Below are 14,589 nucleotides of genomic sequence, written 5' to 3'. Positions count from 1 at the left end.
TTGCTTCTTGGCGGGAGCGGTGAAAAATGGTGGCAACGCGGTGGTCATCGGGCGGGCAGGCCGGGCAACCACCCCAACAGTCGGGTTCAAACGTAACGATGGAATTCAAACATCAACCGACGGTAACGCTCGCCGAGGTCGCGGAGGCGGCCGGTGTTGGCGAGAGCACGGTGTCGCGCGTACTGCGCAACCACGGCTCGTTTTCCGGCAAGACGCGGGAGCGGGTGATAGCCGCCGTCGAGCGGCTGGGCTATGTGCCGAACCGGATCGCGGGAACGCTGGCCTCCACCGGTTCGCGTCTTATCGCCTTCGTCATTCCCTCGCTGTCCAACATCGTCTTTCCCGATGTGCTGCGCGGTGCCAGCGCCGTTCTGGAGGAAAACCGGTACCAGGCGGTTTTCTCCGTGACCGATTATGATCCGGGCAAGGAGGAAGCGCTCGCCGCCGCGATGCTTGCCTGGCGGCCGGCGGCGGTCATGCTGGCGGGATACGAGCATACCGAGGGCACGGTGAAGATGCTGCGCGCCAGCGGGTGCCGGGTCGTCGAACTGCTCGATCTCGACGGCGATGCTCTCGATATCGCGGTCGGCTTCTCGAACCGCGCAGCCGGGCGGGAGAGCGCTGCCTTCCTGCTCAAACGGGGTTATCGCCGGATCGGCTATGTCGGTCACGACCTGAACCGCGATACCCGTGCCGGCAAGCGGTTTTCCAGCTTTTGCGAAACGCTCGATGCGCATGACGCCCCGCTCGTCGCCCGCGAAATTCTCCCAGGCGCCTCGTCCGTGGAAAACGGCAGGTTGGGGCTGGAGCGGCTGCTTGCCCGGACGACCGATCTCGATGCGGTTTATTTCTCCAACGACGATATGGCGCTGGGCGGCTATTTTCACTGTTTGGCCGAGGGGATCACGATCCCCTCGAAGCTCGCCATTTTCGGCTATAACGGCCTCGATATCGGCCGGGCAATACCGCAACCCTTATCGACCATCCGAACGCCGCGTGTGGCGACGGGGCAGATAGCCGCGCAGTTGGTCGTTGCCAATGCGCCGCCGCAGGCCGTCGATCTCGGCTTTGAACTGATCGAAGGGGCAACCGCGTAATATTGGAGGAACTGTCATGTCCGACGCGCGCCTGCGTGAGGAAATCTGCCGATACGGCCGCTCGCTGTTCGAACGCGGGCTGACGCCCGGTTCGTCGGGCAACATATCGTTGCGACTGGAGGATGGTGGCTGGCTGGTTACGCCGACCAACGCCTCGCTCGGCTTTCTCGACCCGGCACGGATCTCCAGGCTTGATGCCGAAGGCCGGCTTCTGTCCGGCGACAAGCCGACCAAGGAGATCCCGCTGCACACCGCCCTTTACGATACGCGCGGCAGCGCCCGCGCCATCGTCCATCTTCACTCCACCCACGCGGTGGCACTGACCATGCTGCCGGAGATCGATCCGCGCGCCGCCCTGCCGCCGATGACGCCATATTATCTCATGCGCGCCGGCGAAACCGCGCTCGTGCCCTATTATCGTCCCGGCGATCCGGCGGTGGCCGACGCCATCCGCGGGCTGGCGGGCAAGTATTCGTCGGTGCTTCTGGCCAATCACGGACCTGTTGTTGCCGGCGACAGCCTGGAGGCGGCGGTCTTTGCGACCGAGGAACTGGAGGAAACGGCGAAGCTCTATCTGCTGTTGCGCAACCTCAACCCCCGTTTCCTCAGCCCGGCGCAGGTGGCCGATCTCGTCAACACCTTCGGCCTCGACCTTCCGTCGCATCACGATCACGATCACGACGACGATTGAAGGTGTTCACTCCGCCGGCCGTTGACTGCGGGTAAGCGCGCAACCTTCTGCCAAACCCCGCTTTCGATACGATAGATTCTGCTTCCGATGCCGCCAATTCAGGCGAGCTGTGGGTGAAGCGGTGCCTATGATTGTGACACGTCCCCAGTTCCGATCGCTCAAGGATAAGCAGATGACGACGTTCCGTCCGAAATACATCACCTTCGATTGCTACGGCACGCTGACCAACTTTCAAATGGCGGAAGCGGCGCGCGACCTCTACGGCGAAGAGCTCGACGAGCGGCGCATGGCGGAGTTCATCAAGAATTTCGCCGCCTATCGGCTCGACGAGATCCTGGGCGATTGGAAACCCTATGCCGAGGTGGTGCACAATTCGCTCGAGCGGACATGCAAGCGCAATGGCGTGACATTTCGCGATGAAGCCTCCCGGATGATCTATGAGCGGGTTCCGACCTGGGGGCCGCATTCGGATGTCCCGGCCGGTCTTGCCAAGGTCGCCAAGGAAATCCCTTTGGTCATCCTCTCCAACGCCATGAATTCGCAGATCATGTCGAACGTCGAAAAGCTGGGCGCGCCCTTCCATGCTGTCTATACCGCCGAGCAGGCGCAGTCCTATAAGCCACGCTTCAAGGGCTTTGAATATATGCTCGATATGCTGGGCTGCGGGCCGGAAGATGTGCTGCATTGCTCGTCCTCCTTCCGCTACGACCTGATGTCGGCCCACGATCTCGGCATCAAGAACAAGGTTTGGGTCAATCGCGGCCATGAGCCGGCCAACCCCTATTACGGTTATGTCGAAATTCCTGACATCTCGGGCCTGCCTGGCGTCGTCGGGCTCTGACGGAGACACGCGGATGCAGTTCGAATCCTACTGGCACGACACGGCACCAGCCTTTGCCGGCGGCGCTCACGGCCCCGTCGAAGGACATTACGACGTCGCCGTCATCGGCGCCGGCTTCACCGGGCTTGCCGCAGCGCGCCAGCTCGCGAAGGCCGGCGTCAAGGTCGTGGTGCTGGAGGCCGAACGGGTCGGCTGGGGAGCGTCGGGACGCAATGGTGGCCACCTCAACAATGGGCTCGCCCACAGCTTCCTGTCCGCCAAATCCGCACTCGGCGTGGAGCGGGCCGTCGCCCTCTACAAGGCGTTCGACGATTCCATCGATACGATCGAGGCGATCATTGCCGAAGAGGGAATCGACTGCAATTTCCGCCGCGCCGGCAAGCTGAAGCTCGCTTCCAAGCCGCAGCATTTCGATGCCATTGCCCGCAATTTCGAGGCTGTTCACAGAGAAGTCGATCCGGACACGGCACTTCTGACGGCGAGTGACCTGAAAAACGAGGTCGGGTCGCCCTTCCATGGCGCCATGTTATCCAAGAAGAGCGCGATGATGCATATGGGCCGTTATGTCGCCGGGCTCGCCACTGCGGCCGCCCGTCATGGCGCCGTCATCTTTGAAAGGGCGGCGGTAAGCGCGCATCGGCAGGGCAACGGTCACCACAGCCTGACGACCGCACGAGGCACTGTCACCGCGGACCACGTGATGGTCGCGACAGGCGCCTATACGCCCTCGCTCTTTAATTATTTCCGCCGCCGGTTCATTTCCGTCGGCAGCTTCCTGATCGCCACCCGTCCGCTGACCGACGCCGAAATCGCCGATACGATGTCGGGTAACCGCACCTGCGTCACGTCGATGAACATCGGCAACTATTTCCGGCTGTCGCCCGACAAGCGGCTGATCTTCGGCGGTCGCGCCCGGTTTTCCGCCACGTCGGATCAGCGCTCGGACGCAAGGAGCGGCGACATTCTGCACGCCAGCCTGGCCGAAATCTTCCCGCAGCTTGCCGGCGTCGAGATCGACTATTGCTGGGGCGGGCTGGTCGACATGACGAAGGACCGCTATCCGCGTGCCGGCTATGTCGATGGCGTCTGGTATGCCATGGGCTATTCCGGCCACGGCGCCCAGCTCTCCACCCATCTCGGCATGATCATGGCCGACGCCATCCTCGGCAAGGCCGACCGTAACCCGATCAAGGGGCTCGATTGGCCCGCCGTCCCCGGCCATTTCGGCAAACCGTGGTTCCTGCCGCTCGTCGGGCTTTATTACAAGACGCTCGACCGCTTCCAGTAAGGCCTGATCGATCCAAAGCTGCGGGGCGACAGCTGTGTCTGCGAAACCGTGAACAACCTATCGCCAATCCTTAACCGGGGGATTGGGCGTAGACCCTATAGCTACACCACGCTCCCCGCAGCAGGAGATTGCCCCTTGTGCAAGGATTCGGAGGCAATGCCTGCCAGTTCGCGGATGAAGAAGTCGAGGATGGTCGAGGGTTTTTCTGCGGAGCGCGTGGCTATGACGAATGTGGAGTGAATTCGAGTTTCGTCCGGCATAAGTGACCGGAAGGAACCTTTCTGAACCCAGTCGCGTGCATAGTGGTCCGGCAAGTAACCGAGATAGTGTCCCGACATGATGAACATGGCTTGGGCCTCCATATTGGAGGCTACAGAGCGAGCTCGTGCCTGCGGAAAGAATTGCAATTCACGCATGTTGGCGTATGGCCGCACAACGAAATCGAAAGATTCGATGTGTTCTATCGTCAACCCGGCCTCCGCTTGCTTGAAGAGTGGGTGACCTCGAGCGCAGTAGAGTGAATGGATTTCCTCCCGAAATCGCGAGAGCTTCAGACCCTGATAGGGTTGCGTTTCCGGCAGAAGCGCGATGTCGAGTCCGCCGTTGGCGATTTCGGAAAGCAATGCATCCGGAGAGTCGATTGCCAGTTCAATGCGGGCTTCCGGGGCCTTCTCACTAATGCGAGCGATCATCCGGTGGATCGGCAGGTCGCTGTCAGTGATGGTGTTGTCGACCAGGCCAAGCCTCAGTGTGCCGGTAATCCGGTTTTTGAGCGTGCCAATGTCGCTCTCGAAGGCATTAAGAGCCAGAAAAAGCCCTTTCGATCGCTCGTGTACGATGACGCCACGATCCGTCAGCTCGAAACCTGAGCGGCCGCGTCGGCACAGCTTGAAACCCAAGCGATCTTCCAGAGCCTTGATGTGGAAGCTGATGGCGGACTGGCTGACGCCGAGCGCGATTTGTGCGCCGAGAAAACTCTTATGCTCCACGACTGAGCGAAACACCGTCAAGGAGCGGAGGTCGGATTGAGCCAGTAGCATCTGCTTTCCTAACATTAATAATTCTGATGTAAACTCCATTATTTTCCTATTTTTCTGCGCTATTGTCCATGCTTTTCTATTCGTCGGAGATCACGAAGCGATCCCGAAGAAACAGGGGAACGAGACTATGAAAGCCATTCGGAATTCGAAAATTCTTCTGGTGGGCGCCGCGCTTGCTATCGCCATGGCTGCGCCAGTCGCGCACGCGGCCGACCTGCTCGACAAAATCAAGGCCGCGAAGGTTTTCACCGTTGCCACCGAGGCACGTTTTGCGCCGTTCGAATTTGTCGAAGATGGGAAGATCGTTGGCTATTCCGCCGACATCATGGACGAAGTCATGAAAGAGCTGCCAGGAGTCGAGCTGAAGCGACTCGATCTGCCCTGGCAGGGTATCCTGCCTGGTCTTGCTGCTAGCCGCTTCGATTTCGTCGTCACCTCGGTCACGGTCACGCCGGAGCGAATGAAGGCTTATCATCTTTCTGTACCGATCGCGGATGCCACGATGGCTGTCCTAAAACGAAAGGGCGATGCCGAAATCGCCAAACCGGAAGATATTGCCGGCAAACCAGTCGGTTCACAGGCGGGTTCCGCCCAACTCGCGGCGCTTGAGGCATTCGCGACGGAACTGAAAGCTGCCGGTAAGGGCGATGTAACCGTTTCAACCTATACCGACTTCTCCGAAGCCTATGCGGACCTTGCCGCGGGTCGCATCCATGCCGTCGTCAACTCATTGCCGAACCTGCTTGAAGCGGCGCGTCAGCGGCCGGATATCTTCGAAGTCGTGCTGCCCACCTTCGGACCGAAGACCTATTTCTCATGGGCCGGCCGCAACGACGCCGACAGCGCCTCGCTCAACGCGCTGATCGATGCGGAACTCCTCAAGCTCAACAAATCCGGCAAGCTTGCCGAACTGCAGAAAAAGTGGTTTGGCGCCCCGATGGAACTGCCGGAAGCGCTTCCCGCCACTGAGTGAAGGGTAAGGGGAGAACCGGTCATGGACAGGATACTGGCGGACGTCTGGCCGGCTCTTCTCAATGGTCTCTTCACCACGGTCACGGTCAGCTTTTCGGCGCTTCTGCTCGGCGGGCCGCTGGCTGTGCTGCTTGCAGCCGCCTCGCGCGGCGGTCGGCTGCCGCGTGCCGTAGCGGGGCTGTATGTCTCGTTCTGGCGTGGCACGCCGATTCTCGTCCAGCTTCTCGTCGTCTTCTATCTGCTGCCGTTTCTCGGCCTGGAACTGGAGCCACCAGTTGCCGCCACCTTGGCGCTGGCGCTTAACACCGCGGCTTTCCAATCGGAAATCTACCGTGCCGGGCTGCTGGCGGTGCCGAGAGGTGAGATTGAGGCGGCCAAAATGCTTGGCTTGACGGCGGCTCAAACCTTCTTGCGCATCGAGGTGCCGCAAGCTGTGCGCAAGATGCTGCCGGCGCTTGTCGGAGAAATGCAGGCGCTGGTGAAGAATTCGTCCCTGGTTTCAGTTATCGCGGTCATGGACGTCACCCGCAGGGCACAGCAAGTCGCGGCTTCTACGTTCCGTCCGTTGGAGGCCTATGCCTCCGCTCTCCTGCTCTATGTGGGAATTGGCGCGGTTCTGGCCGGTATTGGTCTTCTGGTGGAGCGCCGCCTGACCCAAGGGGCCAGACTACGATGATCGGCTTTTTCAATGATCTTCCGTTTTATCTCTCCGGTCTTGCCACCACGACCGCCGTGTCGGTTCTCGGAATTTGCATTGCCGTTCTGGTCGGCGTCTTGCTGGCATTGTCCCTTCGCAGCCGCTTGCGGTTCCTGTCCCTGACGGTCAGGGTCTATGTCGAATTCGCCCGTGGCGCACCTCTGGCACTGGTGCTCTTCCTTCTATACTACGGCGGCCCGCAATTCGGTTTGGTGCTCAGTCCCTATGTCACCGGCATTGTCGGTCTCGGTCTTTATGGCGCGGGGCCTTTCGCGGAAATTTTCCGGGCTGGGCTCGATGCGGTGCCGAAGGGCGAATGCGAGGCGGCCGCTATGCTCGGCCTCACACCCGGCCAGGCGCTCCTGCATGTGGAACTGCCGCAGGCGATAAAATTGACGCTTCCCCCCTCCGTCGGGCAGGCGATCAATCTGGTGAAGGAATCTGCTGTTCTGTCCGTCATCACACTCGGTGAACTGACAAAGGTTGCAGGAGCCATCAGTTCCATCAGTTTCGCGGTCGTCACTCCCTACCTCACCGTCGCTCTGCTTTATTGGGCGCTCGTCGAAACCATTGCGCGGCTCGGCTTATACGCAGAGCGCCGCCTTGCAGCGAAAGGCTCCTGACATGACGACAAGACCGGCGGCGATATCGGTTCGCGGACTTGAGAAACGCTTCGGCGAAAGAACGGTACTGAACGGTATCGATCTTGATATTCATGCCGGCGATGTCGCTTGCATCATCGGTCCCTCCGGCTCGGGCAAGAGCACGCTCCTGCGTTCCATCGCCTTTCTTGATCCCTACGACGCCGGCGAGGTGAATGTGTTCGGCCGGATGATGGGCTGGCGGGAAACGCCCCTGGGGCGCGAACGTGCCGGCGCGAAGGAGCTAGCCGACGTCCGACGTCCACTTGGCATGGTATTCCAGCATTTCCATCTCTGGCCGCATATGAACGTGCTCGACAACGTGACACTTGCGCTCCGGCTCGTCCACCGCGTCCCTCGCGCCGAGGCAGAAGAAACCGGGCATGCGGCGCTAGCCAAGGTGGGGCTCGCAGCTTTCGCCGACCGTCGTCCCGAAAGTCTTTCCGGTGGGCAGAAGCAGCGCGTGGCAATCGCCCGAGCGCTTACCGTGAAACCGAAAGTGATGCTGTTCGACGAGCCGACCTCGGCGCTGGACCCGGAACTGGTGGGCGAGGTGCTCTCGGTCATGAGAGCGCTCGCTGCCGAAGGCATGACCATGCTCATCGTCACGCATGAAATGGGGTTTGCCGCTCACGCGGCCAACCGCGTCGTCTTCATGGATGGCGGACGCATTGTTGAGGAAGGCTCGCCGCAAACGCTTTTCGCAGCGCCAAAGAGCGAGCGCCTTTCGCAATTCCTGCAAACCTGGCGCGAACGCGCATTTTGATATCTTGAAAGGAAGACCCATGGCTGCTCACGGTTACAACACCGGCCGGCTGAATCTACCATTCGTCGGCATTTCCACCTTCGCCAAGAGTCCCTATGTCGAGAACTGGGACGCGATCGACGCCGATGTCGCAATCCTCGGAGCGCCCTTCGACTTCGGTACGCAATGGCGCTCCGGCGCCCGCTTCGGGCCGCGCGGTATCCGGGAGGCTTCCACATTGTTTTCTTTCGGCCATGCCGGAGCCTACGATCACGAAGATGACGTCACCTATCTCGAAAATGTCAGGATCGTAGACATAGGCGACGCCGACATCGTGCACACTGACACGATGTCGAGCCACGCGAATATCGAGTTTGGTGTTCGCAAGATCCTTGTGGCGGGGGCGCTCCCCGTCGTGCTCGGCGGTGACCACTCCATCAACATTCCCTGTATCAATGCTTTCAGCGATCAGGAGCCCATTCATTTGGTGCAGTTCGATGCCCATCTCGATTTCGTCGATGAGCGTCACGGCGTCCGCTATGGTCATGGCAGCCCGATGCGCCGTGCCTCGGAAAAGCCGTGGGTTACGGGCATGACGCAACTCGGCATCCGCAACGTCTCCTCCACCGCTAAGGAAGGCTATGACTATGCCCGAGCGCATGGATCGGAAATCCTCTCCGTTCGGCAAATCCGCAAGCTCGGCGTGGAAAATGTGCTGGAGCGCATTCCTGCGGGAAAGCGCTATTATCTCTCCATCGACATCGATGGTTTCGATCCTTCAATCGCGCCTGGCACCGGCACGCCGAGCCACGGCGGCTTCATCTACTACGAGGTTCTGGAACTGATTGCAGGGTTAGCGAACCGCGGCAAGATCGTCGGCATCGATCTGGTCGAAGTCGCGCCCGACTACGACCATACCGGCTCGACGGCTATCCTCGCCGCCCAGATTTTGCTCAATACCATCGGTCGCACCTTCGCGGTTAGCAGTTAAGCTCAGCAGTGAATGCCGCTTTGCGAAACTCTTGTCTTTTCAGTGTGCGTAGCGGCAAGCTGCCATTCATATCGCAAAAATTGTAGCTTCGAGCCGACTGGGCTTAGTAGCGGGCGCCGCCTTTTCGGCTCTCCTCTCCTCTCTTAGGCGAGCCCACCGATGTGGAAACTCTTCATTTCCAGATATTCGTCGATGCCGCATTGGGCGCCTTCACGGCCGAGGCCGGACTGCTTGACGCCGCCGAAGGGAGCCACCTCAGTCGAGATCGCCCCCGTGTTCAGGCCGAGCATCCCGAATTCGAGCGCTTCGGCGACACGCCAGGAGCGTTTCAGGCTCTCGGTGTAGAAATAGGCCGCAAGTCCGAAGGGCGTGGCGTTGGCGATACGGATCGCCTCTTCCTCGTTGTCGAAACGGAAAAGCGGGGCAACGGGTCCGAAGGTCTCTTCGCTGGCAAGCTGCATCTCGGTCGTGGCGCCGCCGAGCACCATCGGCACCGCATATTGATCGCCTTCAGGCACGGAACCCGCGGTGGCGAGGATCCTCGCTCCCTTTTCCACCGCATCGTCGACGTGACGCTTGATCTTCTCGATCGCCGCCTTGTTGATCATCGGCCCGATATCCGTGCCGGCATCCGTACCGGCCCCGACCTTCATGGCCGATACGCGTGCGGAAAGTTTGGCGGCAAAGGCCTCGTAGACGCCGGACTGGACGAGAAGGCGGTTGGCGCAAACGCAGGTCTGCCCGCCATTGCGGAATTTCGATGCGATTGCGCCTTCCACGGCAAGATCGAGATCGGCGTCGTCGAAGACGATGAAGGGCGCGTTGCCACCGAGTTCGAGGCTGAGCCGCTTGACGCTGTCGGCCGCGCCGCGCATCAGCAGGGAGCCGACGCGGGTCGAGCCGGTGAAAGAGATCTTGCGGACGGTTTGGTTCGCCATCAGTTCGTCGCCGATGCCGGCCGGCATGCCGGTGACGATATTGATCACGCCCTTCGGGATGCCGGCGCGCTCCGACAATACGCCGAGCGCCAACGCCGAATAGGGGGTCAGGTCCGATGGCTTGATGACGACCGTGCAGCCTGCGGCGAGCGCCGGCCCGACCTTGCGGGTGATCATCGCATTCGGAAAATTCCACGGCGTGATGATCGCCGACACGCCGACAGGCTCCTTCAGAACGACGATCCGCCGGTCCGTCGTCGGCGAGGGAATGGTCGTCCCGCCGATGCGGCGCGCCTCCTCGGAGAACCATTTGATGAACGAGGCGCCGTAGCGGATTTCGCCGCGCGCTTCCGTCAGCGGCTTGCCCTGCTCCCGGGTGAGGATCAGCGCCAGGTCCTCGATATTGTCGAGCATCAGATCATGCCAGGCTTCCAGCAGTGCGCCGCGCTCGGCATTGGTCTTTGCGCGCCATGGACCGAAGGCCTTTTCCGCCGCGGCGATCGCCGCCCTCGTATCGGCTCCGTCCATGTCGGGCACCGTGCCCAGCACATGCTGCGTCGCCGGGTCGATCACCTCGATCGTGCGCCCGGCTTCAGCCCCGCGCCATTCTCCGTCGATCAGCCCCAGCTCGCGAAGCAGGCTGCTATCCCTTAATCCGTTCATTCTGTTCTCCATTGATCAGCCAAGTGCCGAAAGCACCGATGCCGTGATCGCGTCGGTCTTGTCCTTGCCGGGAATTGCGCCGATGCCGCGTGCCGTCGTCGCCTCGATGGCGGCCATCACCCTTGCGGCGGCAGCCTGTTCTCCCAAATGCTCCAGCATCATCGCGCCCGACCAGATGGCGGCGATCGGATTGGCGATGCCGAGATGAGCGATATCGGGCGCGGAGCCGTGGACCGGTTCGAACATCGATGGCGCTGAGCGATCGGGATTGATATTGGCGGAGGCTGCAAAGCCGAGCCCGCCCTGGATGGCGGCGCCGAGGTCGGTCAGAATATCGCCGAACAGGTTGGAGGCGACCACGACGTCGAGACTATCAGGCGCCATGACTATGCGGGCGGCCATGGCGTCGATATGGTAGCTGGTCACCTCGACATCAGGATATTCGGCGGAAAGCCTCTGGGTGATCTCGTCCCAGAAGACCATCGAATATTTCTGCGCGTTGGACTTCGTCACCGAGGCAAGCTTGCCGCTGCGCGCACGTGCTTGCTCAAAGCCGAAACGCAGGATGCGCTCGACCCCTTTGCGGGTGAAAATCGAGGTCTCCACAGCCACTTCATTGTCGGTGCCCTGGTGGACGCGGCCACCGGCACCGGAATATTCGCCCTCGGTATTTTCCCGAATGCAGAGGATGTCGAAGCCGTCAGCCCTTAACGGCCCTTGTACACCCGGCAGCAGCCGGTGCGGGCGGATATTGGCATATTGCACGAAAGCCTTGCGGATCGGCAGCAGAAGTCCGTGCAGCGACACGGAATCCGGCACTTTGCGAGGCCAGCCGACGGCGCCGAGCAGGATGGCATCGAAGGATCTGAGCGTTTCGATGCCATCGGCGGGCATCATGCTGCCGTTCTCCAGATAGTAGTCGCAGGACCAGGGATAGCTGGTTGCCTCTAGAGAAAATCCGTTCAGGCTAGCTGCCTTTTCGAGCACGGCCCAGGCTGCCGCCGTCACGTCGCGGCCGATGCCGTCTCCGGGCAGAAGGGCGATCTTGTAGGTTTTCATCGCAGGTCCTCACAGGCTGATGAGCACGCTCTTGCTCTTGCGGTTGGCGAGATAGGCTTCGCGGCCGAGATCCTTACCGATGCCGGACTGCTTGTAGCCGCCGGTCGGCAGGATATGGTCGCGCGAGCGGCCGTAGCGGTTGACCCAGACGGTGCCGGCCTGAAGGCGGCGGGTCACGCGGATGGCACGCGAGAGATCGCGAGTGAAGAGGCCGGCGGCAAGCCCGTAGGCCGGATGGTCGGCGAGCCCCAGCGCCTCTTCCTCATCCTCGAAGGTCTGAATGGTCAGCACCGGTCCGAAGATTTCCTCGAGAACTGCCGGCGACGTTGCCGCCACGCCGGAAATCAAGGTCGGTGCGTAGAAATAGCCCTCGCGGTCGAGGCGGCGGCCGCCGGTGAGGCACTCGGCGCCGCCGTCGATGGCGGCGCGGATAATGCCGTCCATGCGGGCGATCTGTCGTTCGGAGATGACGGGCGAATAATCGGTCGCTTCATCCCAGGTCGGGCCGGGGCGGATGGCCGCCAGCCTCTCGATAAGTGCGGCTGCGAGCGCGTCCGCCACCTTCGCCTCGACGATCAGGCGGGATCCGCAAACGCAGGCCTGACCGGCGTTGGAGAGAATGCTGCCGGCGATTGCGCCGGCTGCAAGCGCGAGATCGGCATCGGCGAAGACCAGTTGCGGGCTTTTGCCGCCGAGTTCCAGGGTCATCGGCTTGACGCCGGTGCGGGCGATGTTGGTCATGATTGCCGAGCCGGCCGCAGTCGAGCCGGTGAAGCTGACCTTGGAGATGCCGGAATGTCCGGTAATGGCATTTCCGGTGGTCGGGCCGTCGCCGAGCACGATGTTGACGAGCCCGGCCGGCAGGCCGGCGCGCACCGAAAGTTCGGCGAGATAGAGCGTCGAAAACGGCGTCATTTCCGACGGCTTCAACACCACCGCATTGCCTGCCGCCAGCGCCGGACCGAGCTTCCAGGCGGCCATGGACAAGGGGAAATTCCAGGGTGTTATGGCGCCGACGACGCCATAGGGTTCCGTCATGATCATGCCGAAGTTCGCATCGTCGGTCGGGACGAGGTCGCCGCCTTCCTTGTCGGCGAACTCGGCAAAGAAGCGGATCTGTTCTGCGGTGACGGCGATGTCGCCGGCGACGAGATGACCGATGGGCCGTGTCGAGGAGAGCGCCTCGAGCCTGGCGAGGGTCTCCGCCTCGGCTTCGATCAGGTCCGCCCAGCGCTGCAGCGCCACGGTGCGCTCGCGCGGCCGCATGCCGCCCCAATTGCTCGTCTTCAATGCGGCCCTGGCGGTTTCGACGGCGTGATCGACAAGGGCTTCGTCGGCCAGCGGACAGCCGGCATAAGCCTTGCCGTCGGATGGGCGATGCATGTCGATGACGGCCTCGGCCGGAACCAGCCGCCCGCCGATGAAATGTCCAACGGGCAGGGATATCGTGTTCGGATCGAAGCTGAGTGTCATCGCATGTCCTCGGGATGGGGCTGAGGCAAGCCTAACTGGGGAAAGCGAGCAGCATGCATCGACCGGCGATGCCGCAGCGGCGAAAAATTGCGTTTTCGCCGCTGCGGCAGTCAAATCTACGGCGTCGGCATCACGACACGGTGACGTAGATCTTGCGCACTGTCTCGATCGTCTTCCAGACGCCAACGAAGCCCGGCTTCATGACGAAGCTGTCGCCGGCCTTGTAGACCACCGGTTCGCCGCCTTCAGGCGTGATCTCGATCAGACCGGAAAGGATGTGGCAGAACTCGAACGTCTCACCCTTGATCGAGCGCGTCTCGCCGGGTGTCGCCTCCCACACGCCGCTATGAACCGTCTCGCCGCGGGCGACATCCTGCGCCCAGGTCTTGAAGGCAGGATTGCCCGAGATCAGCCGTTCGGGGAGTGGGCCGGACTCGCGCGGCCCGAAGGTCGGGTTGGTGTCGATCGTCTTGAGGAGGGACATGATTTTGCTTTCCTAGGTTGAGAGCTCAGTAGCCGCGGCTGCGATCGATCAATCCAATCGGATCGAGACCCGCCTGGTGCCGCTTGATGTTGCCGATCACGGCCGCCGCGGCGGTTTCAGCTTGGGTGACGCTCGCAATGTGCGGCGTCAGCAGGATCTTCGGATGGTTCCAGAAGGCGTGGTCCTCAGGCAGCGGTTCCGGCTCGGTGACGTCTACGACGGCGCCGGAGAGATGCCCGGCGTCGAGCGCGTCGACGAGCGCCTGATGGTCGAGCTGAGCGCCGCGGCCGACATGGACGAGGGCAGCGCCGGCCGGCAATCCGGCGAAGAGCTCGGCATTCAGGAAGCCGCGCGTCTCATCGGTCAGCGGCAGCAGGCAGACGAGAATGTCGGTGGTTGCAAGCAGAGTATCGAGGCCGTCGCGGCCGCTCAGGCATCGGATGCCGTCGATTTCGCGCGAGCTGCGGCTCCAGCCTGAAAGCGGAAAGCCGAAGGGCCGCAGACGTTCGAGCACTGCGCTTCCAAGCATGCCGAGCCCGAGCACGCTGATGCGGCGTTCGGAGGCCTGTACCGGCGCGATCGTCTGCCAGGCTCGACGCCGCTGCTGGTCGAGATAGGTCGGCAGGTCGCGATGGAGCGCAAGTACGGCCAGCGTCACATATTCCTGCATCATCCTGATGATGCCGTCCTCGACCATGCGCACGACTTTGACCGATGCCGGCACGGCATCGATGCGGAACTGGTCGAAGCCGGCGCCGATCGAAAAGAGGATTTCGAGATTGCGATAGCACGCGAGATCATCCGGCACCGTCCAGGTGATCAGGTAGCGCACGGCGTCCGCGTCGACCGACTTGGGATCCATGGAGAAGGCAATGTCGGGCAGTTCGCGCGCGAAGGCTTCGGCGAAGATGGCGCCGCGCTTCGCATCGGAATTGAAGAGAAAGGTCATTGCGTCGGCTCCTTGATCTC

Annotated in this window: 15 protein-coding genes; 9 read left to right on the top strand and 6 right to left on the bottom strand. The window is 61.8% G+C overall.

Translation table 11 applies throughout. The annotated features are described in order from the left end of the window. Positions 1–98 precede the first annotated feature (98 nt). From U5G49_RS29720 to U5G49_RS29705, 4 genes are all read left to right on the top strand, one after another. Positions 99–1,097 carry a LacI family DNA-binding transcriptional regulator gene (locus tag U5G49_RS29720; protein ID WP_193442669.1) on the top strand — a complete coding sequence of 333 codons (999 nt, stop codon included), beginning with the start codon at positions 99–101 and terminating at the stop codon, positions 1,095–1,097. A gap of 16 nt (positions 1,098–1,113) precedes the next feature. Beyond that, complete coding sequence (gene otnC, locus U5G49_RS29715) at positions 1,114–1,788, top strand: 3-oxo-tetronate 4-phosphate decarboxylase (RefSeq protein WP_193442672.1); 675 nt, start codon at positions 1,114–1,116, stop codon at positions 1,786–1,788. Positions 1,789–1,960: 172 nt separating this feature from the next. Next, the gene (locus U5G49_RS29710) at positions 1,961–2,629 is read left to right on the top strand and encodes a haloacid dehalogenase type II (protein WP_193442674.1); all 669 of its coding nucleotides are present in this window, start codon (positions 1,961–1,963) and stop codon (positions 2,627–2,629) included. A gap of 13 nt (positions 2,630–2,642) precedes the next feature. Then, the gene (locus U5G49_RS29705) at positions 2,643–3,917 is read left to right on the top strand and encodes an NAD(P)/FAD-dependent oxidoreductase (RefSeq protein WP_193442677.1); all 1,275 of its coding nucleotides are present in this window, start codon (positions 2,643–2,645) and stop codon (positions 3,915–3,917) included. Positions 3,918–4,018: 101 nt separating this feature from the next. Here U5G49_RS29705 and U5G49_RS29700 read toward each other — a convergent pair whose 3' ends face one another. After that, positions 4,019–4,957: a LysR family transcriptional regulator gene (locus U5G49_RS29700; protein ID WP_193442679.1), complete on the bottom strand. Its 939-nt coding sequence runs from the start codon at positions 4,955–4,957 to the stop codon at positions 4,019–4,021. A gap of 127 nt (positions 4,958–5,084) precedes the next feature. Here U5G49_RS29700 and U5G49_RS29695 point away from each other — a divergent pair, with 127 nt between their 5' ends. The 5 genes from U5G49_RS29695 to speB are packed head-to-tail and all read left to right on the top strand — an operon-like array spanning position 5,085 to position 9,003. Continuing rightward, on the top strand, positions 5,085–5,930 hold the full coding sequence (locus U5G49_RS29695; protein ID WP_193442681.1) for a transporter substrate-binding domain-containing protein: 846 nt from the start codon (positions 5,085–5,087) through the stop codon (positions 5,928–5,930). 21 nt (positions 5,931–5,951) lie between these two features. Next, positions 5,952–6,605: an amino acid ABC transporter permease gene (locus tag U5G49_RS29690; protein ID WP_193442683.1), complete on the top strand. Its 654-nt coding sequence runs from the start codon at positions 5,952–5,954 to the stop codon at positions 6,603–6,605. Further along, the gene (locus tag U5G49_RS29685) at positions 6,602–7,249 is read left to right on the top strand and encodes an amino acid ABC transporter permease (protein ID WP_193442685.1); all 648 of its coding nucleotides are present in this window, start codon (positions 6,602–6,604) and stop codon (positions 7,247–7,249) included. The genes U5G49_RS29690 and U5G49_RS29685 overlap by 4 nt, the downstream gene beginning before the upstream one ends. A 1-nt stretch (position 7,250) precedes the next feature. Further along, positions 7,251–8,033: an amino acid ABC transporter ATP-binding protein gene (locus tag U5G49_RS29680; RefSeq protein ID WP_193442687.1), complete on the top strand. Its 783-nt coding sequence runs from the start codon at positions 7,251–7,253 to the stop codon at positions 8,031–8,033. Between the two features lie 19 nt (positions 8,034–8,052). After that, entirely contained in the window at positions 8,053–9,003 is a 951-nt protein-coding gene (speB, locus tag U5G49_RS29675; RefSeq protein WP_193442689.1) for an agmatinase, read from the top strand. Between the two features lie 143 nt (positions 9,004–9,146). Here speB and U5G49_RS29670 read toward each other — a convergent pair whose 3' ends face one another. The 5 genes from U5G49_RS29670 to U5G49_RS29650 form a co-directional block, all read right to left on the bottom strand. Further along, positions 9,147–10,604, bottom strand: coding sequence for an NAD-dependent succinate-semialdehyde dehydrogenase (locus U5G49_RS29670; RefSeq protein ID WP_193442692.1), 1,458 nt, complete (start codon positions 10,602–10,604; stop codon positions 9,147–9,149). 15 nt (positions 10,605–10,619) lie between these two features. Continuing rightward, the gene (locus U5G49_RS29665; protein WP_193442694.1) at positions 10,620–11,663 is read right to left on the bottom strand and encodes a tartrate dehydrogenase; all 1,044 of its coding nucleotides are present in this window, start codon (positions 11,661–11,663) and stop codon (positions 10,620–10,622) included. 9 nt (positions 11,664–11,672) lie between these two features. Further along, positions 11,673–13,136 (bottom strand): aldehyde dehydrogenase family protein, encoded by a 1,464-nt coding sequence (locus U5G49_RS29660; protein ID WP_193442696.1) that lies wholly within the window; start codon positions 13,134–13,136, stop codon positions 11,673–11,675. A gap of 130 nt (positions 13,137–13,266) precedes the next feature. After that, positions 13,267–13,620, bottom strand: coding sequence for a cupin domain-containing protein (locus U5G49_RS29655; protein ID WP_193442699.1), 354 nt, complete (start codon positions 13,618–13,620; stop codon positions 13,267–13,269). Positions 13,621–13,645: 25 nt separating this feature from the next. Then, entirely contained in the window at positions 13,646–14,569 is a 924-nt protein-coding gene (locus U5G49_RS29650) for a 2-hydroxyacid dehydrogenase (protein ID WP_193442701.1), read from the bottom strand. Between the last annotated feature and the right edge of the window lie 20 nt (positions 14,570–14,589).

It is taken from the genome of Rhizobium indigoferae (assembly GCF_034554815.1).
Taxonomy (GTDB): domain Bacteria; phylum Pseudomonadota; class Alphaproteobacteria; order Rhizobiales; family Rhizobiaceae; genus Rhizobium; species Rhizobium leguminosarum.
This window is presented reverse-complemented; position numbering and strand designations above follow the sequence as displayed.

Excerpts from the sequence above, each read along its gene's own strand:
- speB (WP_193442689.1), top strand. The coding sequence starts at position 8,053 with ATGGCTGCTCACGGTTACAACACCGGCCGGCTGAATCTACCATTCGTC.
- U5G49_RS29655 (WP_193442699.1), bottom strand. The coding sequence starts at position 13,620 with ATGTCCCTCCTCAAGACGATCGACACCAACCCGACCTTCGGGCCGCGC.
- U5G49_RS29705 (WP_193442677.1), top strand. The coding sequence starts at position 2,643 with ATGCAGTTCGAATCCTACTGGCACGACACGGCACCAGCCTTTGCCGGC.
- U5G49_RS29700 (WP_193442679.1), bottom strand. The coding sequence starts at position 4,957 with ATGCTACTGGCTCAATCCGACCTCCGCTCCTTGACGGTGTTTCGCTCA.
- U5G49_RS29660 (WP_193442696.1), bottom strand. The coding sequence starts at position 13,136 with ATGACACTCAGCTTCGATCCGAACACGATATCCCTGCCCGTTGGACAT.
- U5G49_RS29695 (WP_193442681.1), top strand. The coding sequence starts at position 5,085 with ATGAAAGCCATTCGGAATTCGAAAATTCTTCTGGTGGGCGCCGCGCTT.
- U5G49_RS29685 (WP_193442685.1), top strand. The coding sequence starts at position 6,602 with ATGATCGGCTTTTTCAATGATCTTCCGTTTTATCTCTCCGGTCTTGCC.
- U5G49_RS29690 (WP_193442683.1), top strand. The coding sequence starts at position 5,952 with ATGGACAGGATACTGGCGGACGTCTGGCCGGCTCTTCTCAATGGTCTC.
- U5G49_RS29720 (WP_193442669.1), top strand. The coding sequence starts at position 99 with ATGGAATTCAAACATCAACCGACGGTAACGCTCGCCGAGGTCGCGGAG.
- U5G49_RS29710 (WP_193442674.1), top strand. The coding sequence starts at position 1,961 with ATGACGACGTTCCGTCCGAAATACATCACCTTCGATTGCTACGGCACG.
- U5G49_RS29665 (WP_193442694.1), bottom strand. The coding sequence starts at position 11,663 with ATGAAAACCTACAAGATCGCCCTTCTGCCCGGAGACGGCATCGGCCGC.
- U5G49_RS29650 (WP_193442701.1), bottom strand. The coding sequence starts at position 14,569 with ATGACCTTTCTCTTCAATTCCGATGCGAAGCGCGGCGCCATCTTCGCC.
- otnC (WP_193442672.1), top strand. The coding sequence starts at position 1,114 with ATGTCCGACGCGCGCCTGCGTGAGGAAATCTGCCGATACGGCCGCTCG.
- U5G49_RS29680 (WP_193442687.1), top strand. The coding sequence starts at position 7,251 with ATGACGACAAGACCGGCGGCGATATCGGTTCGCGGACTTGAGAAACGC.
- U5G49_RS29670 (WP_193442692.1), bottom strand. The coding sequence starts at position 10,604 with ATGAACGGATTAAGGGATAGCAGCCTGCTTCGCGAGCTGGGGCTGATC.